This is a genomic window from Nocardia sp. CY41 (genome assembly GCF_009829325.1).
Classification (GTDB): Bacteria; Actinomycetota; Actinomycetes; order Mycobacteriales; family Mycobacteriaceae; genus Nocardia.
In genome coordinates, this window is the sequence record NZ_VUOS01000005.1 from 44869 (window position 1) to 62970 (window position 18102).

Consider the following 18102-nt stretch of genomic DNA (forward strand, 5'->3'; position numbering starts at 1 on the left):
CTCGCCATCACCACAGTTTCGAGCGAAGCGAGCCCGAGCATCCGCCGTTCGCGGCCCGGCTCGCGTCTGCGCGGCCACCGCATACGCGACGAACGAGCAAGCGGCGGTCACCCGGAGAAGTCTCCCGAAACGGCGAACCACGGGCCGTAGCGCTCGGCCCCTGACGCGCCCAGCGCACCTCGACCACGTCTTTCGAGCGAAGCGAGACCGAGCATCGCCCGTTCGCGGCTCGGCGCTGGAAATCCACTATCGTGACGATCATGCTTGCCGAACAGGCCGCCGAGGCGATCGCCGAACGTACGGGAGTGTCACGCCACCGGGTCGCGGTGGTGCTGGGGTCCGGTTGGCAGGACGCGGCCGCGGAGATCGGGGCGCCGCGGGCGTCGGTGCCGATGCCGGAGCTGCCCGGGTTCGGGACGCCGACCGCGCAGGGCCATGTCGGCGTGATCCATTCCGTCCAGGTCGACGACAACGCCGTGTTGCTGCTGATGGGCCGCCAACATCTGTACGAGGGGTACCAGCCCGCCGATGTGGTGCATCCGGTGTCGGCGGCCGTGGCGGCGGGCGCGGAGATCGTGGTGCTGACCAACGCCGCCGGCGGTATCCGATCCGGCCTCCGGGTGGGTGAGCCGGTGCTGATCAGCGATCACCTCAACTTGACCGGTCGCACGCCGCTGGCCGGCGCGACCTTCGTCGACCTGGTGGACGCCTGGGATCCCGAACTGCGGGCGCTGGCCAGGGAGATCGACCCGAGCCTGACCGAGGGCGTCTACGCGGGGCTCACCGGGCCGCAGTACGAGACGCCCGCCGAGATCCGGATGCTGCGCACGATCGGCGCGGATCTGGTCGGCATGTCCACGGTGCTGGAAGCCATCGCCTGCCGTGCGCTCGGTGCGCGACTGCTGGGCATTTCGCTGGTCACCAATCTGGCCGCGGGGGTCACCGGCGCGCATCTGTCCCATGCGGAGGTGCTCGCCGAAGGCCACGCGGCCGCCCCCCGGCTGGGCAAGCTGCTGCGCGGCATCCTGGAACGGGTGTAGATGCTGCGTTTCGGCACGGCCGGCCTGCGCGGGCCGCTGCGCGACGGTCCGGACGGCATGAACGTCACCACGGTGAGCCGGGCGACCGCGGGGCTCGCGGCGTGGCTGCGCGACCGGTGTCTCGGCGGCGGCGCGGTGGTCGTCGGACACGACGCAAGGCACGGTTCCGTCGAGTTCGCCACGGCGACGGCGGAGATCTTCGCGGCGGCGGGCTTCCCGGTGACGCTGCTGCCGCGTCCGCTGCCCACGCCGGTGGTCGCGTACGCGGTGCGTGAGCTGGGCGCGGTGGCGGGCGTGCAGATCACCGCCTCGCACAATCCGGCCGCCGACAACGGCTACAAGGTCTACCTCGACGGCGGCTCGCAGTTGATCGCCCCGTCCGACGCCGAGATCGAGCGCTGTATCGAGGCGGTCGTCGAGCCGATCGACCGCGCGCCGGTCACTCCCGCAGACGAGGACGTGGTGCGGCGCTACCTACGCCGGGTCGCCGGAATACCCACGCGCATCGGTGGATCGGGCGAGCGCGCCGGTATCCGGATCGCACTCACTCCCCTGCACGGCGTCGGCGGTGAACTCGCGGTCGAAGCGCTGCGCGCGGCGGGTTTTCCCGACGTCCATGTGGTCGACGAGCAGTTCGCACCCGACCCCGACTTTCCCACCGTCGCGTTCCCGAACCCGGAGGAACCCGGTGCGGCCGACCTGCTGCTCGCGACGGCGGCCCGGGTCGGCGCCGACGTGGCGATCGCACTGGATCCGGACGCCGACCGGTGCGCGGTGGGCGTCCCGGGGCCGGACGGTGCCTGGCGGATGCTGCGCGGCGACGAGACCGGCGTGCTGCTGGGCGACTGCGTGTTGCGCACCGCCCCGGACGACGCGCTGGTGGCGACGACCATCGTATCGTCGCGGCTGCTGTCGAAGCTGGCGCCCGCGCGCGGCGGCCGGTACGCGGAAACGCTCACGGGCTTCAAGTGGCTGGCCCGCGCGGGCGACGGCTTGGTCTACGCCTACGAGGAGGCGATCGGCCACTGCGTCGACCCGGCGGCGGTCCGGGACAAGGACGGCATCTCCGCCGCCGTGCTGGTGGCGGACCTGGTAGCCCGGCTGAAGGCCGCGGGCCGCGATCTGAACGACGAACTCGACGGCTACGCGGTCGAATTCGGCTTGCACGCGGGCGACCAGGTGTCGCTGCGACTCGCTTCGGCCGCCGACGCGGCCGCGGTGGTCGAGCGGTTACGCGCGGACCCGCCGCACGAGATCGGGGGCGAGCCGGTCGAATACACCGATCAACTCCGGGCGCGCGGCCGGATGCGCACCGACGCGCTGATCTTCGAGGGCGTTTCTTCTCGCGTGGTGATCCGTCCTTCCGGGACGGAGCCGAAGCTCAAGTGTTATCTGGAGGTGGTCGAGCCGGTCGGCTCGCGGGCCGGCCTTCCGGCCGCGCGAGCCGCCGCGCACGAACGCCTCTCGGCGCTGCGCGATTACTGCCGGAAGCTCTGACGCGCGGAAGATTCAGCGCGGGCCGAACTGCCGGTCGCCCGCGTCGCCGAGGCCGGGCACGATGTAGGCGTTCTCGTTCAGGCCCGTGTCGACGACGGCGGTCACCAGCCGCACGGGCAGACCGGAGTCAGCCAGTGTCGCAATGCCTTCCGGCGCCGCGACGACGCATACCGCGGTGATGTCGGTGGCGCCGCGCGCGGCGAGCAATTGCAGGGTGTGCCGCATCGAGCCGCCCGTGGCCAGCATCGGGTCGAGAACGAAGACCGGCAATCCGGCGAGATCGGCGGGCAGCGATTCCATGTAGGGCACCGGCAGGTGGGTGTCCTCGTCCCGGGCGAGACCGACGAACCCGATTCGGGCGTCGGGGATCAGCTCGGCGGCCGCATCGATCATGCCGAGTCCGGCGCGCAGCACCGGAACCAGCAACGGCGGCCGGGCCAGCCGGATACCCTCGGTGGGTGCGACCGGCGTGACGATCTCGAAACGCTCGACCTCCGCGTCGCGCAGCGCCTCGTAGATCAGGATCCCGGTCAGATCACGCAGTGCGGCACGGAAAGCCGGATTCGGCGTTCGCTCGTCCCGCATCGTGGTGAGCAGGGCGGCGACGAGTGGATGGTCCACGGTGTGGGTGCGCATGAGGGAACGATAAGGTCGGTCGCGGGTGCGCCGCCGGACGCCACCGGACTTTTTTCCGAAGCGGCGGAACCGAAACGGAACAGCGCGCGTCGAACCAAGTGGATGACGTACTCTGCCTGGGAACAACAGATGGGGGAAGCTCTGATGCGAAAGATGTCGGCGGACACCGAAGGCATTGCGGCCTACGGCGCGACCGCCCACGTCATGGCGGGTGAGATGGCGGCGGCCGGGGCGAGCGCCGCAGCGGCGGAGCCCGCGTTGCTCGGTCCGATCATGGGGCTGATCGGTGGCGACTTCATGGCGGCCTACGCCGCGGCGCACGCCGGGCACGTCGCCGCGATCGGCCAGTTGTCGGCGGTGCTGACCAGCATGGGCGGCGCGGCCACCGGTGCGGCGGCCGTCCTCACCGAGACCGACGCCACCCACGCGAGCGCGCTGCAGAACGCGGCCGGCGAACTGGAGTGAGCTCGTGATCGATGTCAACGCGCTGGCTCAACCGATTCTGGATCTGCTCGCCAGCTTCGGCAGCGGTGTGCTGCCCGCGGGCGGTCCCACCGACGCGCTGCGCAGCACTTCCTCCGTGGTGGACCAGATCCATCAGATGGGCCGCGACAGCATCAACGGCATGAACGCGGCGTGGGACGGCCGCGCGGCCGACGCGGCCACCGCCAAGGCACTGCGCGTGCAGACCTCCGCGGCCACCATCTCCGATCGCGGCAACGAGATGGCGACGGTCGTCAACCAAGCCGCGGGCGAGGTCGAGACGGGACAGAAGGATCTCACCGACATCGCGCAGTCCTTCGTGAACACCGCGGCGAGCATGGGGCCGGTCCTGGCGACACCGGAAGGTCTGACGGTGCTCGTCGGCTCCGCGATCGACCATCTCAACCAAGCCCTCACCGTCGTCGGCCGGGTCCAGAACGAATTGCAGACGCACACCGCGTCCATGAACGACCTGACCCCGCCGCCGACCACTCCCTCGCTCGCAGGCGTGCCCGCCGCAGGCGTGCAGCAGGCGGCGTCCGCCGCGTCCGGCGTGCTCAACGGTGCGGGCTCGTTGCTGAGCACCGTGATGGCCACGCCGCTGCAGTCGACGTCCTCGCGCAGTTCCACTGGCACGCCCGGCACGACGGGCACGCCCAAACCGGACACCGGTTCGTCGGGAGCGCCCGACGACGGCAAGGGTGTGAAGATCACGCTGCCCGACGGCAGCGTCGTGGAGGCGCCCAACGAGCGGGCGGCCACGGCGGTCCGGTCGGCGATCGGCGCTGTCGGCACGCCGTACGTCTGGGGCGGCAACAGCCCGGGCTCGGGATTGGATTGCAGTGGGCTCACCAAGTACGCCTACGGCGAGGCGGGCGTCGACCTGCCCCGGCTCGCGTGCGACCAGGGCAACGGGGCCACGCCGGTGTCGGCCGGTGACCTGATGCCGGGCGACCTCGCGATCTGGGACGGCCACGTGGCCATGGTGATCGGTAACGGACAGTTGGTCGAGGCGGGTGACCCGGTCCAGATCAGCTCGATTCGAACGGAGAACTCAGGCATGGACTTCTACGGTTTCTACAGGCCGACGGCATGACCCGACCCCAAGTCCCCAACGTCACGGTGGCCTCGAGCAGCAATCGGTCGGGCACCATTTCGGTGCGCGCCACCGATCAGGGCATGCCGGTGGAGATCAAGTTCGAGCGCAGCGAATACCGTTACGGCGCACAGTCGCTCGCGAACGAGATCCTGCGGCTCACCCAGCGGTCCGCGATCGCGGCGCGGGCGCGGCGGCGCGAACTGCTCGCCGAGGCGGGCATGCCCTCGGACATCCTCGACCGGCTCGGCCTGCCCACCCGCCAGCAGGCGGTGGACGAGCTCGACCGGATCGATGACGCGGACACGGGACCGACGAGCTGGATGAGGCCGGTATGAGTGCGGAAATGGACGCCCTGGTCGCGTCGGCCACCCAGAAACTGGAGGCGCTGGAAGCCGCGCTGTACGGGCTGAAGCAGGTGCGCGGACGGTGGACCTCAGAGGACGGCGCGGTGAGCGTCGAGGTGAACAGCGACGGAGCTTTGGTCGGTCTGACCTTGGCGGAATCGGTCACATCGCTGCCGCCGACCGAGGTCGGACAGCTGATCGTCTGGGCGTGCAGGCAGGCCGCGGAGGACGCCGGCGCGCAGCGGTCCAAGGTCGTTGCGACACTGAACGAGTCGTTCGTCCCGTCCGGGCAGCCGCCCGCGGGCACGAATGGGGGCGGGCCGGATAGTGCCTGACGCGGAAGGTCGATAGGCTTCCGCACATGGCTTCTGGAGACATCGTCCCGATCGAGCTCGGCCTGACCGACGGCGATCTCGTCACCCTGTGGGCACCGCGTTGGCGAGACGGTGACGACGAGTGGGAGGCGTTCCTCGGTCACGAGGACGCCCTCTACGGTTTCGAGTCCGTGGCGGAGCTGGCCGCGTTCATCCGCACCAACGCCGACAACGACCTCGTGGACCATCCGGCGTGGAAGGTCGTCGCCGGTCTCTCCGCGGTCGAACTGGAGCCGGAGGAGAACTTCACCTTCGATCTGGTCGCGGTGCCGGAGCTGGCGGCGGGCGAGCCCGACGTCGACACCATCGCCGAGCTGGAGGACACGCTCGGCATGGTGCGCAACATCGGCGAGGTGTGCGAACTGGAGACGGTCACCAAGTTCTTCGGTTCCCACCCGGTGCTCGGCGCGCTGCCGGGCGGCGTCAGCGCGTTCGTCGGGCGTGACGGCGAGGAGTTGTGGGACCAGATCGGCGCGGCCATCGCCAAAGGCTGGGACGACGTCCTGGACGCCATCGACTCCGTCGTGCAGACGCCCGAGGTCGACGCCGAGGCGGTCGCGGTCGCCGAGGCCGAGTTGCTGGCGGCCGAGGAGAACGTGGTCGACGCCGACGACGCGGCCGACAGCGACGAGGACGAGGAGTTCGAGCCCGTCGACCTCGACGACGACGAGGAAGACGAAGAAGACGACGGGGACGAGGACGAGTCGTTCTGGCACGAGGTCGGCATCGACCCGGTCAAGATCGTCACATCCGAGGGCAGCGTCTTCACGCTGCGCTGTTACCTCGACGACGAGCCGATCTTCCTCGGCTCCAAGGGCTCGATCACGGTGTTCTCCTCCGAGCGCGCGCTGGCCCGCTACCTGGCCGACGATCACGAGCACGACTTGGCGCGGGTGAGCACTTTCGCCGACGTGCAGACCGCGGCGGTGGACGGCTCGCTGGAGGTGGAGGTCACCGACGAGAACGTCTACGTGCTGCCCGGTTTGGCCGAGGACCTGGCCGAGGGCCCGGAAGCGGTCGACATCGAGCAACTCGACTTGGCGGTCGAGCTGTTCACCGACGCCGCCGACTACGCCGACGACGCCACGGTGGAGCAAGCGTTGGCGCAATCCACCCCGCTGGGCTGGTACGTCTCCTACCTGCTGAATCCCGACCCCACCCGGTTGGCGCCCAACCCGCCGTTCACCGCCGAGGCGCAGGCCTGGCGCGAACTGGAACGCAACCTCGAGTCCCGGCTCGACAAGCAGTAACTAGCTCAGCCGGATCCAGACCTGCTCGGCCTGCCCGAGCAGGCGTTCGTCGGCGCCGTAGACCGCGGTCGAGGTCCAGCATTTGCGGCCCTGCTCGCCGTGGAACTCGCCCACGACCACGCAGCGCTCCGCCACGTCGGGGATGCCGTGCACCGTGGCGGTCATCGAGCCGAGCAGTGCCGGACGCTCGAGCATGCCGGGGAGCGACCAGCCGCCGGGGCAGTCCATCGCGGCCCACAGCAGCGGCGGCCCCAGCGGCACGGTGTCGTCGGGCACCCACGGCGCGGCCACGCGGTGCTCATCGACCCGGCCGGGTTCGATGCGCAGCCCGTCCGCCCGGCCGCTGCCGCAGACGAAGCAAGAGGCGAACATCTCGATACTCGTGTAGCTGCGCGATGCCTGCGCCGCGTCGGCGAACGCGATCCGACGCGGTGCGTCCCGCGTGAGTTCGCCGGGCTTCGACTCGGCGATCAGCGTGTCACCGTCGTAGAGCCGTTCGTCCCGCACGTCCAGCGGCGTCTCCAGCGGCGGCGGGCTGCGCAGGATGACAGTGGCCGTCCGCTCGTCGCGCTGGGCGGCGAGCAGACCTGCCACGTAGCCACCGTTGCCGGAATCGGGCGGGCCGTTGAACCGCCGGGGAATGCGCAAGGTCGCCATGTTCGCCACGCTAGCGAACTGGTTGCCGATCGGCTGCGGAACGTTCTCCCCGGCCGCCGTCCTAGCCGATGAGCACGGCGTATCCGGGCTTGATGATGTCGTCGATGATCCGCAGCCGCTCCGGGAACGGGATGAACGCCGACTTCATGGCGTTGATGGTCCACCGCTCGAGGTCACTCCAGCCGTAACCGAAGGTCTCGACCAGCTTGAGCATCTCCTGACTCATGCTGGTGTCGCTCATCAGCCGGTTGTCGGTGTTGACCGTGACGCGGAAGCGCAGCCGGGCCAGCAGGTCGAACGGGTGCTTGTCCAGCGAGGGCACGGCGCCGGTCTGCACGTTCGACGACGGGCACAGCTCCAGCGGGATGCGCATGTCCCTGACATAGTTTGCGACCAGCCCGAGCTGCGCTTCCTCGATCGCGCCGGGCACGCTGATGTCGTCGGTGATCCGCACGCCGTGGCCGAGCCGGTCGCAGCCACAAAACGCGAGTGCCTCGTGAATGGACGGCAGGCCGAAAGCCTCGCCGGCGTGGATGGTGAAGTGCGCGCTGTTCGCGCGCATGTATTCGAACGCGTCGAGGTGCCTGCTCGGCGGGTAACCGGCTTCCGCACCCGCGATGTCGAAGCCGCCGACCCCGCGATCGCGGAAGCGGACCGTCAGTTCCGCGATCTCCCGCGAGCGCGCCGCGTGCCGCATCGCGGTGAGCAGACAGGTCACCACGATCGGGTGTCCCCGCTCCGCGGCGACCGCCTCGCCTTCGCGGAATCCGGCCAGCGTGTGTTCGACCACCTCGTCCAGCGTCAGCCCGCGTTCCAAGTGCTGTTCGGGGGCGAAGCGCACCTCCGCGTACACGACGCCGTCGGCGGCCAGATCCTCGGCGCATTCGCGGGCGACCCGGCGCAGACCCTCGGGTGTCTGCATCACGGCGACGGTGTGGGCGAAGGTCTCCAGATAGCGTTCCAGCGATCCGCTGTCGGCCGCGTCGCGGAACCAGGCGGCCAGCGACGCCTCGTCGGTGGCGGGTAGGTCGTCGTAGCCGCTGTGCGCGGCCAGTTCGAGCACCGTAGCGGGCCGCAGGCCACCGTCGAGGTGGTCGTGCAGCAGCGCTTTGGGCGCCTGGCGGATCGAGGCGAGAGTCAGAGGCATCGGTCCAGTCATGTATCGACGGTAGCCGCAGTGCGCCGAAACGGCAGCCGAGTCCGGCCGTAACAACCATCTCGTCGCCCGCCGGATGCGGGCCGGTCCACCGCAGGACACCGGCAGGTTGCTGCACCACCAGCCAACCGGGCCGTCACCCGTGGGACGCGCACGGCTCCGCGACCCGGTCGTCGACCGGAGGCCCGCCGCACGCTCGGCTCGCTCAGCCACCCGGTGCGACGCGGCGACCGCAGTCGTCCGCGCACATTCCGCGCGGTGCGATGCCTGGACCGGGCGCTGTGATCACCGTCCGCCATCGCGCCGGGCGAGTCGCGGGCCGGGGCGGCGAACCGTAGTCACAAACGCATGCACTGCCTCGATGCCCGGAGACCGGCGCACACGGACACTATCGACGTCACGCCCGGCGACGGCGGCGGACAGACGACCGAGCAGGCGGCATGCGAGCAGGCATTCAGCCGAGAAGGGCGGCGAATCAGCCACGATTCCCGGCGACAGCGCTGAACCCTGTGCTCGCGGATCGCTCAGGACCCGATGCGGTCGAGGATCAGCGGGTCCGCCGCGGGCGCGGCATCGGTTCCGATGGTGACGGCGTCACGCAAGGCTGCGATGGCTCCGGGGAACGCCTCGGGGGTATCGGTGTGCAGGGTGAGCAGCGGCTGACCAGCTGTCACGGCACCGCCCGGCTTCACGTGCATTTCGATGCCCGCACCGAACTGAACGGGATCGCCCTGACGGGCCCGGCCCGCACCGAGTCGCCACGCGGCGACACCGACACCAAGCGCGTCGAGCCGGGTCAGCACGCCGTCGGCGTCGGCGCGCACGGTCTCGGTGTGTCTCGCGGTGGGCAGGGGCGCGTCCGGGTCACCGCCTTGGGCGTGGATCATCGCGCGCCAGTGGTCCATGGCCCGGCCGTCGGCCAGCGCGTCTGCGGGGTCGACGTCGAGCCCGGCCAGCGCGACCATTTCCCGGGCCAAGGCGATGGTCAGCTCCACGACGTCGTCGGGACCGCCGCCCGCGAGCACTTCGACCGATTCCGCGACTTCCAGCGCGTTGCCCGCCGTGCGGCCGAGCGGGGTGTCCATGGCGGTGAGCAGCGCGACCGTGCGGACGCCCGCGTCGTCGCCGAGTTCGACCATCGCGGTCGCCAGGGCGCGGGCGCCGTCGAGGGTCTTCAAGAACGCGCCGGAGCCGACCTTGACGTCGAGCAACAGCGCGGCGGTGCCCTCGGCGATCTTCTTGCTCATGATCGAGCTGGCGATCAGCGGGATCGATTCGACGGTGCCGGTGACGTCGCGCAAAGCGTAGAGCCGCCGGTCCGCGGGCGCGAGATCGGCGCCCGCCGCGCAGATCACCGCGCCGATGGCGGGGTCGGTCAGCAGGTCGCGCATCCGCGACGTCGGCACGTCCGCCTGCCAGCCGGGAATGGACTCCAGCTTGTCCAGAGTGCCGCCGGTGTGGCCGAGACCGCGCCCGGACAATTGCGGCACCGCGGCGCCGCACGCGGCGACCAGCGGGGCCAGCGGGAGCGTGATCTTGTCGCCCACCCCGCCGGTCGAGTGCTTGTCCACGGTCGGGCGGGGCAGGTCGGCGAAGTCCATGCGCTGCCCGGAGGCGATCATCGCGGCGGTCCACCGCGCCGTCTCACGTCGGGTCATCCCGCGCCAGAAGATCGCCATGGCCAGGGCCGACATCTGCTCGTCGGCCACCGCGCCGCGGGTGAACCCGTCGACCACCCAGTCGATCTGCGCGTCCGACAGCTCCCCGCCGTCGCGTTTGGTGGTGATGATCGAAACCGCGTCCAGAGCCGTCACGGTCGCCAGTCTGGCATGGGCCGCCCAACGCCCGGGTTCTCGCCGATGGGACGCAACCGAATGGACTCGCTACACCTGGCCGGCATCCAGGTCGTCGGGGCCGAACGCGTCCGGCAGCAGCGCGCGCAAGGGCATCGGCCCGTCCTTGTGATCGACGAGGAGATCGCCCCCGCCGTGCTCGTGGAGCAGCTGGCGGCAGCGCCCGCAAGGCATGAGGATCTCCCCGCGCGAATCCGCCACCGAGACGGCCACCAGACGACCCCCGCCGCCCGAAATATAGTTACCGACGAGTACACATTCGGCACACAGGCCCAATCCGTATGAGACATTTTCCACATTGCAACCGCTCACCACGCGGCCATCGGCGCTGAGAGCGGCGGCGCCGACCGGAAACCGCGAGTACGGCGCATAGGCATTCTGCATTACTCGAAATGCGTTGTCACGCAACAATTTCCAGTCGATTTCCGACACAGGGAACCTCTCTCCGACCGACCCGATCACGGCCGCGCGAGGGCCACGACGGAACCCCGCACCGAACAAGAAAGGTAAGCCTAACCCGATCGACTGTCGCGCAACGCACGGTACGCCGAATTAGTTCCGGGATTGCTGGAGGATTAGAGTCCAGAACAGATCGGTTCAGGTTCCTGCGACGGGCCGGAGTACAGCCACCTGGGCATTCGCCCGCCACGCCGTCGGCGTCGGACCTGCGACCGGGTCCATCAACGACGTTGGAGGCACCGCACTCTATGACCACGATTGAAGCTCCGGCCCAGCCGAAGCGGAAGACGCTGTACCGAGGCGACCCCGGAATGTGGTCGTGGGCGCTGCACCGGATCACCGGCGTCACCATCTTCTTCTTCCTCTTCGTCCACGTGCTGGACACCGCCCTGGTGCGCGTGAGCCCGGACACCTACAACGAAGCGATCGAGACCTACAAGACGCCCATCGTGGCGTTGATGGAGATGGGCCTGGTCGTCGTCGTCCTGTTCCACGCGCTCAACGGCGTCCGCGTGATCCTGGTGGACTTCTGGTCCAAGGGCCCGAAGTACCAGCGCCTGATGCTCTGGATCATCCTCGCGATCTGGTTCCTGCTGGCCGTTCCGGCGATCGGGCGCCAGTTCTTCTACCTGTTCACGGAGCACTGATCATGAGCGAGCGAAGCGAGCGACCCATGAACACAGCCGCCAGTGCGGTCATGCCGCAAACGAGCGCCAGCGAGGTGGAGGCATGAGCGCACCTGTCATCGGTAAGTCGTACGACCGTCCGGCCAGCCTGGACCTGCCGCGCTCGCCGCGCGCGCGCTCGAGCAACAACTTCGAGAAGTACGCCTGGTTGTTCATGCGCTTCTCCGGCCTGCTGCTGATCGTGCTGGTGCTCGGCCACATGACGATCATGCTGCTGCTCGACGGCGGCGTGAAGCGACTCAACTTCGCCTTCGTCGCGGGCCGCTGGTCCAGCCCGTTCTGGCAGTTCTGGGACCTGACCATGCTGTGGTTGGCGCAGTTGCACGGCGGCAACGGCCTGCGCACGGTCATCGACGACTACTCCCGCAAGGACTCGACCCGCTTCTGGCTCAAGACCCTGCTTGCCGTGTCGATGATTCTGATCATGGGCGTGGGCACCTACGTCATCTTCACCTTCGACCCCAACATCAGTTAGGAACAGGCCCCCTCGCATGAGTGAATCTCGTCCTGTCCAGGAGCACCGCTACGACGTCGTCATCGTCGGCGCGGGTGGCGCGGGCATGCGCGCCGCGATCGAGGCCGGCCCGCGTGCTCGGACGGCGGTGCTGACCAAGCTGTACCCGACCCGCAGCCACACCGGCGCGGCCCAGGGCGGCATGTGCGCCGCGTTGGCCAACGTCGAAGAGGACAACTGGGAATGGCACACCTTCGACACCGTCAAGGGTGGTGACTACCTGGTCGACCAGGACGCCGCGGAGATCATGGCCAAAGAGGCCATCGACGCCGTGCTCGACCTGGAGAAGATGGGCCTGCCGTTCAACCGGACCCCCGAAGGCAAGATCGACCAGCGGCGCTTCGGCGGCCACACCCGCGATCACGGCAAGGCCCCGGTCCGCCGGGCGTGCTACGCCGCCGACCGCACCGGCCACATGATCCTGCAGACGCTGTACCAGAACTGCGTCAAGCACGACGTGGAGTTCTTCAACGAGTTCTACGTGCTGGACCTGGTGCTCAGCGAGACCGATCGCGGCCCGGTCGCGACCGGCGTCGTCGCCTACGAGCTGGCCACCGGTGAACTGCACGTCTTCCACGCCAAGTCGATCGTGTTCGCCACCGGCGGCTCGGGCCGGATGTACAAGACCACCTCGAACGCGCACACCCTGACCGGCGACGGCATGGCGATCGTGTTCCGCAAGGGCCTGCCGCTGGAGGACATGGAGTTCCACCAGTTCCATCCGACGGGCCTGGCCGGGCTCGGCATCCTGATCTCCGAGGCCGTCCGCGGCGAGGGCGGCATCCTGCGCAACGCCGACGGCGAGCGGTTCATGGAGCGCTACGCCCCCACCATCAAGGACCTCGCGCCGCGCGACATCGTCGCCCGCTCGATGGTGCTCGAGGTGCTGGAGGGCCGTGGCGCGGGACCGAACAAGGACTACGTCTACATCGACGTGACCCACCTCGGCGAGGACGTGCTCGAGGAGAAGCTGCCCGACATCACCGAGTTCTCCCGCACCTACCTCGGCGTGGACCCGGTGAAGGAACTGGTGCCCGTGTTCCCGACCTGTCACTACGTGATGGGCGGCATCCCCACTCGCATCCGCGGCGAGGTGCTGCGCAACAACAGCGACATCGTCCCCGGGCTGTACGCCGCAGGCGAGTGCGCGTGCGTCTCGGTGCACGGCGCCAACCGTCTGGGCACCAACTCGCTGCTGGACATCAACGTGTTCGGCCGCCGCGCCGGCATCGCCGCCGCGGAGTACGCACAGCGCAGCGAGTTCGTCGAGCTGCCGGAGAACCCGGCGCAGATGGTGCAGGACTGGCTGGCCCAGCTGCTGAGCGAGCACGGCGACGAGCGGGTCGCCGACATCCGCACCGAACTGCAGCGGTCGATGGACAACAACGCTTCGGTGTTCCGCACCGAGGACACGCTCAAGCAGGCGCTCACCGACATCCACGCGCTCAAGGAGCGCTACGCGCGGATCACCGTGCAGGACAAGGGCAAGCGTTACAACAGCGACTTGCTCGAGGCCGTCGAGCTCGGCTTCCTGCTCGAACTGGCCGAGGTCACCGTGGTCGGCGCGCTCAACCGCAAGGAATCGCGCGGCGGCCACGCCCGCGAGGACTACCCGGACCGCGACGACGTGAACTTCATGCGCCACACGATGGCCTACAAGGAGGGCTCGGAGCTCCTTTCGGACATCCGCCTGGACTTCAAGCCGGTGGTGCAGACCCGTTACGAGCCGATGGAGCGTAAGTACTGATGACTGCAGTTGCCGAAGCACCCTCTTCGCAGAAGCCCGCTCCGGTCCCCGAGGGCTCGGTGATGATCACCGTCAAGGTGGCCCGGTTCAACCCGGAGGACGACAAGGGCGCGCACTGGGAGTCCTTCCAGGTGCCGGTCCTGCCGACCGACCGCTTCCTGAACGTGCTGATCTACATCAAGTCCTACCTGGACGGCACGCTCACCTTCCGCCGTTCCTGCGCGCACGGCGTGTGTGGTTCGGATGCCATGCGGATCAACGGCGTCAACCGGCTGGCCTGCAAGGTGCTGATGAAGGACATGCTGCCCAAGGGCGGCAAGTCGATCACCGTCACCGTCGAGCCGATCCGCGGCCTGCCCGTGGAGAAGGACCTCGTGGTGAATATGGAGCCGTTCTTCGACGCCTTCCGCGCGGTGAAGCCCTACCTGATCACCTCGGGTAACGAACCCACCCGCGAGCGCATCCAGAGCCAGGCCGACCGCGCCCGGTTCGACGACACCACCAAGTGCATCCTGTGCGCCTGCTGCACCACCTCCTGCCCCGTGTACTGGAGCGACGGCAGCTACTTCGGCCCGGCCGCGATCGTGAACGCCCACCGCTTCATCTTCGACAGCCGCGACGAAGGCGCTCGCGAGCGCCTCGACATCCTCAACGACGTCGAAGGCGTCTGGCGCTGCCGCACCACCTTCAACTGCACCGACGCCTGCCCCCGCGGCATCGAGGTCACCAAGGCCATCCAAGAAGTCAAACGAGCCTTGCTCTTCACCCGCTGATTTCTCGGCCCAGCCGAAACCGAAGGCCGCCTTCATCATCGCGATGAAGGCGGCCTTCGCCGTTTCGCGTAACAGTCGTCAGCAGTCGAATCCGTCACGGCTGGCCACGGCGACGAAAGCCGACCGATCCCCTTGCGGAAAACACCAGCGCACGGCCGGAGGGGTTCTTCGAATCCCGCACCGCGACAAGGTCGCTCGGGAGAAAGGCGGCCTCGGCACATTCCATGTCACCGCCGCTGTAGCTCTTCGTGCTCAGTGCTGTATCAAGCCGCCAACCGGGACAGGAGCGACGTGGCCGGTTGCCGGAAGGGTCTGAGCCAGGGTGAGGCCTATATCGACGAGCGATGACCGGCGGAGGCCCTCGACGTCGGGGATCGGAGTCCAGACCGACTCGGCGGTGTTTCCATTGGGTTCAGGCCGGAGATGACCGCCGGTGATGTGGACCCCGTAGAAGATTCCGACATTCTGGTGTTCGGTTCCGGCGCGCGCGGCGGCTGCGGGGATGACCCGCGAATCCACTCCGAGCAGGCGTTCGACGATGCCGTGGCAGCCGGTTTCTTCGGCGAGCTCCCGGGTCACCGTATCGAACGGATCCTCCCCGTGCTCGACCCTGCCACCGGGGAGTGTCCAGATGAACCCGCCGCTCGGCGGTGTATGACGGGCGAGCAGCACCTGCCCGTCCTCGATGCACAGGGCGTAGGCCGCCAGCCTGAAACTCATCCCTGGAAACTACCGGCCACTCGTCCGGCCGTTCTTCGACCGTTTCCCGGTTCCAGGAGACCGCGCACATGCCGTCATGGGTAAGACGCGCAGCTCGGGCAGGTGTGTGCAATGGGTGTGTGAACGCGGGCGTGATCATGGCGTCCCTGCTGTTGTCTGTGCAACACTCACCGAACGGCGAAGGCCGCCGCCATTCCCAAGATGGTGGCGGCCTTTCGCCATTTGTGACGTGGCCGCCACGTTCCCGCCGACGGGAACACCAGCGAACGTCGCTTATGCTCCGGCCGGAGTCAACCTCGCGCGTGGCGGTTCGCCGATGCGCGACGTCCTGTTCAGCAGCTGAAGACGGCCGTCTCGATATCGACCTAGGGGGTTGCGTGGCCGAATCACTGTCGGTCGACCCGGCCCAGCTGCGCGAATCGGCGGCGGAGTTGCGGCAGGCGGCCGAAGACGCCGAACGGATGGCGAACGAACTGAAGGCGGCGCTCGCCGACGAGGGTGAGTTCTGGGGTGACGACGAAGCCGGCGAGACGTTCGCCCACACCTACAAGCCCGGCGCCGACCGTACGTTGGAGGGGTTCGACGACCTCGTCGCGGACATCCGGGCGATGAGTTCCGCGATGAAGCATGCGGCCGATGCGTTCGAGGACGGGGACCACTACGGCCGGCGGAACATCCGGAACTCGACCGACGATGGCATCCCGTACCCGAACGCACCGAGCCGGAACCGGCCGGCAGGACCCATTCCGCAGACGCCCAGGGAATCCCTCGGCCCCACAGACGATGCCGCACGGGCGCCGGGCACGTCCGATCGCCCGTCGAACGGAGACTCCGCCCGTCCGCAGCCGGACACCCCGGACGCCCGCGGCAGCGTCGATGCACAGCGACCCCCGGCATCCGGACAGCAACCCCCGAGCTCCGGCCAGCAGCCCCCGACACCAGGCCAGCAACCCGTGGAGTCCGGACAGCAACCTCCGGAATCCGGGCAGCAGGACGATTCGACGAGCAATTCTCCAGAAACCGAATCGCCCGAGAACAAATCCGGCGACCAACCCCCGGCAGCCGAGACCGGGTCGCCGACGACGCCCGGTAACGGCGCAGAGCGACAGGGAGCGCCGGCGAATACACCGACGAGGCAGCAGGCGGGTCCACCGACGATGACGGACGGCCGCAACGACTCCGGCAAGCCGTCGGCGAATACGCCGTGGACGCGTAACGGGGCGGGCACCCCTTGGGCGAAGCCGCCGAGCCCTTCGGGCGCGCCGGCGAACGAAACCCCGCCTCGGGTATCTCCTCCACGCACCCCGGACCGCCCGCCCGCGGGCAAGAAACCGGAGCGAGCTCGGCCCCCGCAGAAACGGGCCCCGAAACCTGCGGACGTGCGGGCGGGCCGAGCAACCGATGCCGAGGCCATGCGGATCGCTCGGGAGATGTCCGCTCGGCACAACATCGAAATCGTCGGATTCGACGCGGCGGGTATCGCCGCGGCAACGGTCCAGGACATCGCCGATGCTGTCGACACCGTCCTCCCGCGGATCCCGGTCGTGCGCGGAATCGAGATCCGGGACGGGACGGATTCGCTCTCTGCCATCGAGGATCGCAGCAAGGAAAAGCAATCGGGGGAGATGGCGCCCTGGATCGTGCTGGCACAGGCTGCTGTGATCGATCCTCGGAAGTTGGCGGGCCGTTCCCGGACGACGACCCGATCCGGTCCTCCACGGCGCCCGATGTATGCCGCGATCCTGCGGGAACTCGGCGCCGCGATCGACCTCACCGGCGGGTTCCGGGCACACAAGGAGGCGCAACGCGCGCTCATCACCGAATACGTGCGGATCAACGACCCCCGAGGCCAGACGCTGAGCCGGGTGGTCGCCGGCTACAAGCGATGGCGGGCGCAGCTCGGCGACAACTGTTTCGAGCAGGGTCTGTTCGTTCCGGGCAGGGCGCTGGCCGAGGGATTCGCCGCGGTCGAATCGAGTGAGGACGAGGCCAACGGCCCGCAGAAGGTGCTGGGTCGGTTGCTGGTGGTGATGTCGCGTGCGGCGTTGCCGGACCGGCAATGAGACCCGTTACCGCTTGAGCGGACGGTGTCTGATTCTCCCCCCTTCCCACCAGCGGTGAAAGTTGCCACGCACCTGTCGGTCATCATTATGGGCACGTTCGGAGGTCCGCGGTCGACGCTGCCCGCTGACGATTTCGAGTCGGAAGGTTGTGGCATGGATCGATGGGAGCGCGAAGGCCTACGCTCGGCCAACAACGGCATGCGCAACCAGCTCGAACATCTCCTCGACTCCTTCGAACGTCAGCAGGGCCGGCTCGCCGATGTGTTCCGAGAATTGGAAAATGCGCGCACGCAGGCGAGTTCTCCCGACCAATCGGTAGAGGTGACCGTGGACGCCGCCGGCGTGCTGACGGACCTGCGCCTCACGGCCGCGGCAATGCGCCAGACACCGGAGCAGTTGAGCAGGGCGATCGTGGACGCCACTCGGGCCGCGGCGCACCGGGCGCAGCAGCAGGCCGAGACCCTCGCCGCACCCCTCGACGCCGACTTCGACGACCTGCCCGACCTGCCCGATATCTCCCCGGGTGCCCCCAGCCTCAACGAGATTCGCGCCTTCTTCCGCGGGGACAACAAAGACACCCCGAGGTAGCACCGGGGCGCGTAGTGCAGACGATGCTGCGTACCTGCCGACGACCGGAGTGGAACTTCCCCCCGGCGGAAGGGCATGGGATTCGGGTGCGACCGTGCGACGGCGGCAGCAGTAGCGTTCACGGAGCCGCTTGCCGGATACGCATCGACAGACGCGAGCACAC

Annotated in this window: 20 protein-coding genes; 13 read left to right on the forward strand and 7 right to left on the reverse strand. The window is 68.8% G+C overall.

Annotation, left to right across the window (positions count from 1 at the left end; translation table 11 throughout):
• Nucleotides 1-260: 260 nt before the first annotated feature.
• Together GVY64_RS05525 and GVY64_RS05530 are read left to right on the forward strand one after the other, a co-directional pair.
• Entirely contained in the window at nt 261-1040 is a 780-nt protein-coding gene (locus tag GVY64_RS05525; protein ID WP_159839437.1) for a purine-nucleoside phosphorylase, read from the forward strand.
• On the forward strand, nt 1041-2537 hold the full coding sequence (locus GVY64_RS05530; protein WP_159839439.1) for a phospho-sugar mutase: 1497 nt from the start codon (nt 1041-1043) through the stop codon (nt 2535-2537).
• 12 nt (nt 2538-2549) lie between these two features.
• Here the strand turns inward: GVY64_RS05530 and upp are convergent, their stop codons facing one another.
• Nucleotides 2550-3173, reverse strand: a complete 624-nt coding sequence (gene upp, locus GVY64_RS05535) for a uracil phosphoribosyltransferase (RefSeq protein ID WP_159839441.1) — start codon at nt 3171-3173, stop codon at nt 2550-2552.
• Between the two features lie 129 nt (nt 3174-3302).
• Here upp and GVY64_RS05540 point away from each other — a divergent pair, with 129 nt between their 5' ends.
• The 5 genes from GVY64_RS05540 to GVY64_RS05560 are packed head-to-tail and all read left to right on the forward strand — an operon-like array spanning nt 3303 to nt 6723.
• A complete protein-coding gene (locus GVY64_RS05540; protein ID WP_442939528.1) occupies nt 3303-3638 on the forward strand; it encodes a type VII secretion target in 336 nt (111 codons plus the stop codon).
• A gap of 4 nt (nt 3639-3642) precedes the next feature.
• A complete protein-coding gene (locus GVY64_RS05545) occupies nt 3643-4752 on the forward strand; it encodes a C40 family peptidase (protein WP_159839443.1) in 1110 nt (369 codons plus the stop codon).
• Complete coding sequence (locus GVY64_RS05550) at nt 4749-5090, forward strand: hypothetical protein (protein WP_159839445.1); 342 nt, start codon at nt 4749-4751, stop codon at nt 5088-5090. Before GVY64_RS05545 ends, GVY64_RS05550 begins: the two co-directional genes overlap by 4 nt.
• Nucleotides 5087-5434: a YbaB/EbfC family nucleoid-associated protein gene (locus tag GVY64_RS05555; RefSeq protein WP_159839447.1), complete on the forward strand. Its 348-nt coding sequence runs from the start codon at nt 5087-5089 to the stop codon at nt 5432-5434. Before GVY64_RS05550 ends, GVY64_RS05555 begins: the two co-directional genes overlap by 4 nt.
• A gap of 26 nt (nt 5435-5460) precedes the next feature.
• The gene (locus GVY64_RS05560; protein ID WP_159839449.1) at nt 5461-6723 is read left to right on the forward strand and encodes a primosomal protein; all 1263 of its coding nucleotides are present in this window, start codon (nt 5461-5463) and stop codon (nt 6721-6723) included.
• On the opposite strand, the gene GVY64_RS05565 is transcribed toward GVY64_RS05560, so the two are convergent.
• The 4 genes from GVY64_RS05565 to GVY64_RS05580 form a co-directional block, all read right to left on the reverse strand.
• The gene (locus GVY64_RS05565; RefSeq protein ID WP_159839451.1) at nt 6724-7380 is read right to left on the reverse strand and encodes a hypothetical protein; all 657 of its coding nucleotides are present in this window, start codon (nt 7378-7380) and stop codon (nt 6724-6726) included.
• Between the two features lie 61 nt (nt 7381-7441).
• Complete coding sequence (locus tag GVY64_RS05570; protein WP_159839453.1) at nt 7442-8539, reverse strand: adenosine deaminase; 1098 nt, start codon at nt 8537-8539, stop codon at nt 7442-7444.
• A gap of 521 nt (nt 8540-9060) precedes the next feature.
• Nucleotides 9061-10350: a thymidine phosphorylase gene (locus GVY64_RS05575; RefSeq protein WP_159839455.1), complete on the reverse strand. Its 1290-nt coding sequence runs from the start codon at nt 10348-10350 to the stop codon at nt 9061-9063.
• A gap of 69 nt (nt 10351-10419) precedes the next feature.
• A complete protein-coding gene (locus tag GVY64_RS05580; protein WP_159839457.1) occupies nt 10420-10821 on the reverse strand; it encodes a cytidine deaminase in 402 nt (133 codons plus the stop codon).
• 275 nt (nt 10822-11096) lie between these two features.
• Here GVY64_RS05580 and sdhC point away from each other — a divergent pair, with 275 nt between their 5' ends.
• The 4 genes from sdhC (at nt 11097) to GVY64_RS05600 (ending at nt 14568) form a co-directional block, all read left to right on the forward strand.
• Nucleotides 11097-11495 carry a succinate dehydrogenase, cytochrome b556 subunit gene (sdhC, locus tag GVY64_RS05585; protein ID WP_083863252.1) on the forward strand — a complete coding sequence of 133 codons (399 nt, stop codon included), beginning with the start codon at nt 11097-11099 and terminating at the stop codon, nt 11493-11495.
• An 82-nt stretch (nt 11496-11577) separates the two neighbouring features.
• Nucleotides 11578-12009, forward strand: a complete 432-nt coding sequence (locus GVY64_RS05590; protein WP_159839459.1) for a succinate dehydrogenase hydrophobic membrane anchor subunit — start codon at nt 11578-11580, stop codon at nt 12007-12009.
• A 16-nt stretch (nt 12010-12025) separates the two neighbouring features.
• Complete coding sequence (gene sdhA, locus GVY64_RS05595) at nt 12026-13795, forward strand: succinate dehydrogenase flavoprotein subunit (RefSeq protein ID WP_159839461.1); 1770 nt, start codon at nt 12026-12028, stop codon at nt 13793-13795.
• Nucleotides 13795-14568, forward strand: a complete 774-nt coding sequence (locus tag GVY64_RS05600) for a succinate dehydrogenase iron-sulfur subunit (RefSeq protein ID WP_159839463.1) — start codon at nt 13795-13797, stop codon at nt 14566-14568. Before sdhA ends, GVY64_RS05600 begins: the two co-directional genes overlap by 1 nt.
• Nucleotides 14569-14662: 94 nt before the next feature.
• Here the strand turns inward: GVY64_RS05600 and GVY64_RS39050 are convergent, their stop codons facing one another.
• Together GVY64_RS39050 and GVY64_RS05610 are read right to left on the reverse strand one after the other, a co-directional pair.
• Complete coding sequence (locus tag GVY64_RS39050) at nt 14663-14914, reverse strand: DUF397 domain-containing protein (protein WP_442939533.1); 252 nt, start codon at nt 14912-14914, stop codon at nt 14663-14665.
• Nucleotides 14821-15288: an NUDIX hydrolase gene (locus tag GVY64_RS05610; protein WP_159839467.1), complete on the reverse strand. Its 468-nt coding sequence runs from the start codon at nt 15286-15288 to the stop codon at nt 14821-14823. Before GVY64_RS05610 ends, GVY64_RS39050 begins: the two co-directional genes overlap by 94 nt.
• A 377-nt stretch (nt 15289-15665) precedes the next feature.
• On the opposite strand from GVY64_RS05610, the gene GVY64_RS05615 reads away from it, so the two are divergent.
• Entirely contained in the window at nt 15666-17351 is a 1686-nt protein-coding gene (locus GVY64_RS05615; RefSeq protein ID WP_159839469.1) for a WXG100 family type VII secretion target, read from the forward strand.
• Nucleotides 17352-17504: 153 nt separating this feature from the next.
• On the forward strand, nt 17505-17939 hold the full coding sequence (locus GVY64_RS05620; RefSeq protein ID WP_159839471.1) for a YbaB/EbfC family nucleoid-associated protein: 435 nt from the start codon (nt 17505-17507) through the stop codon (nt 17937-17939).
• Nucleotides 17940-18102: the final 163 nt, after the last annotated feature.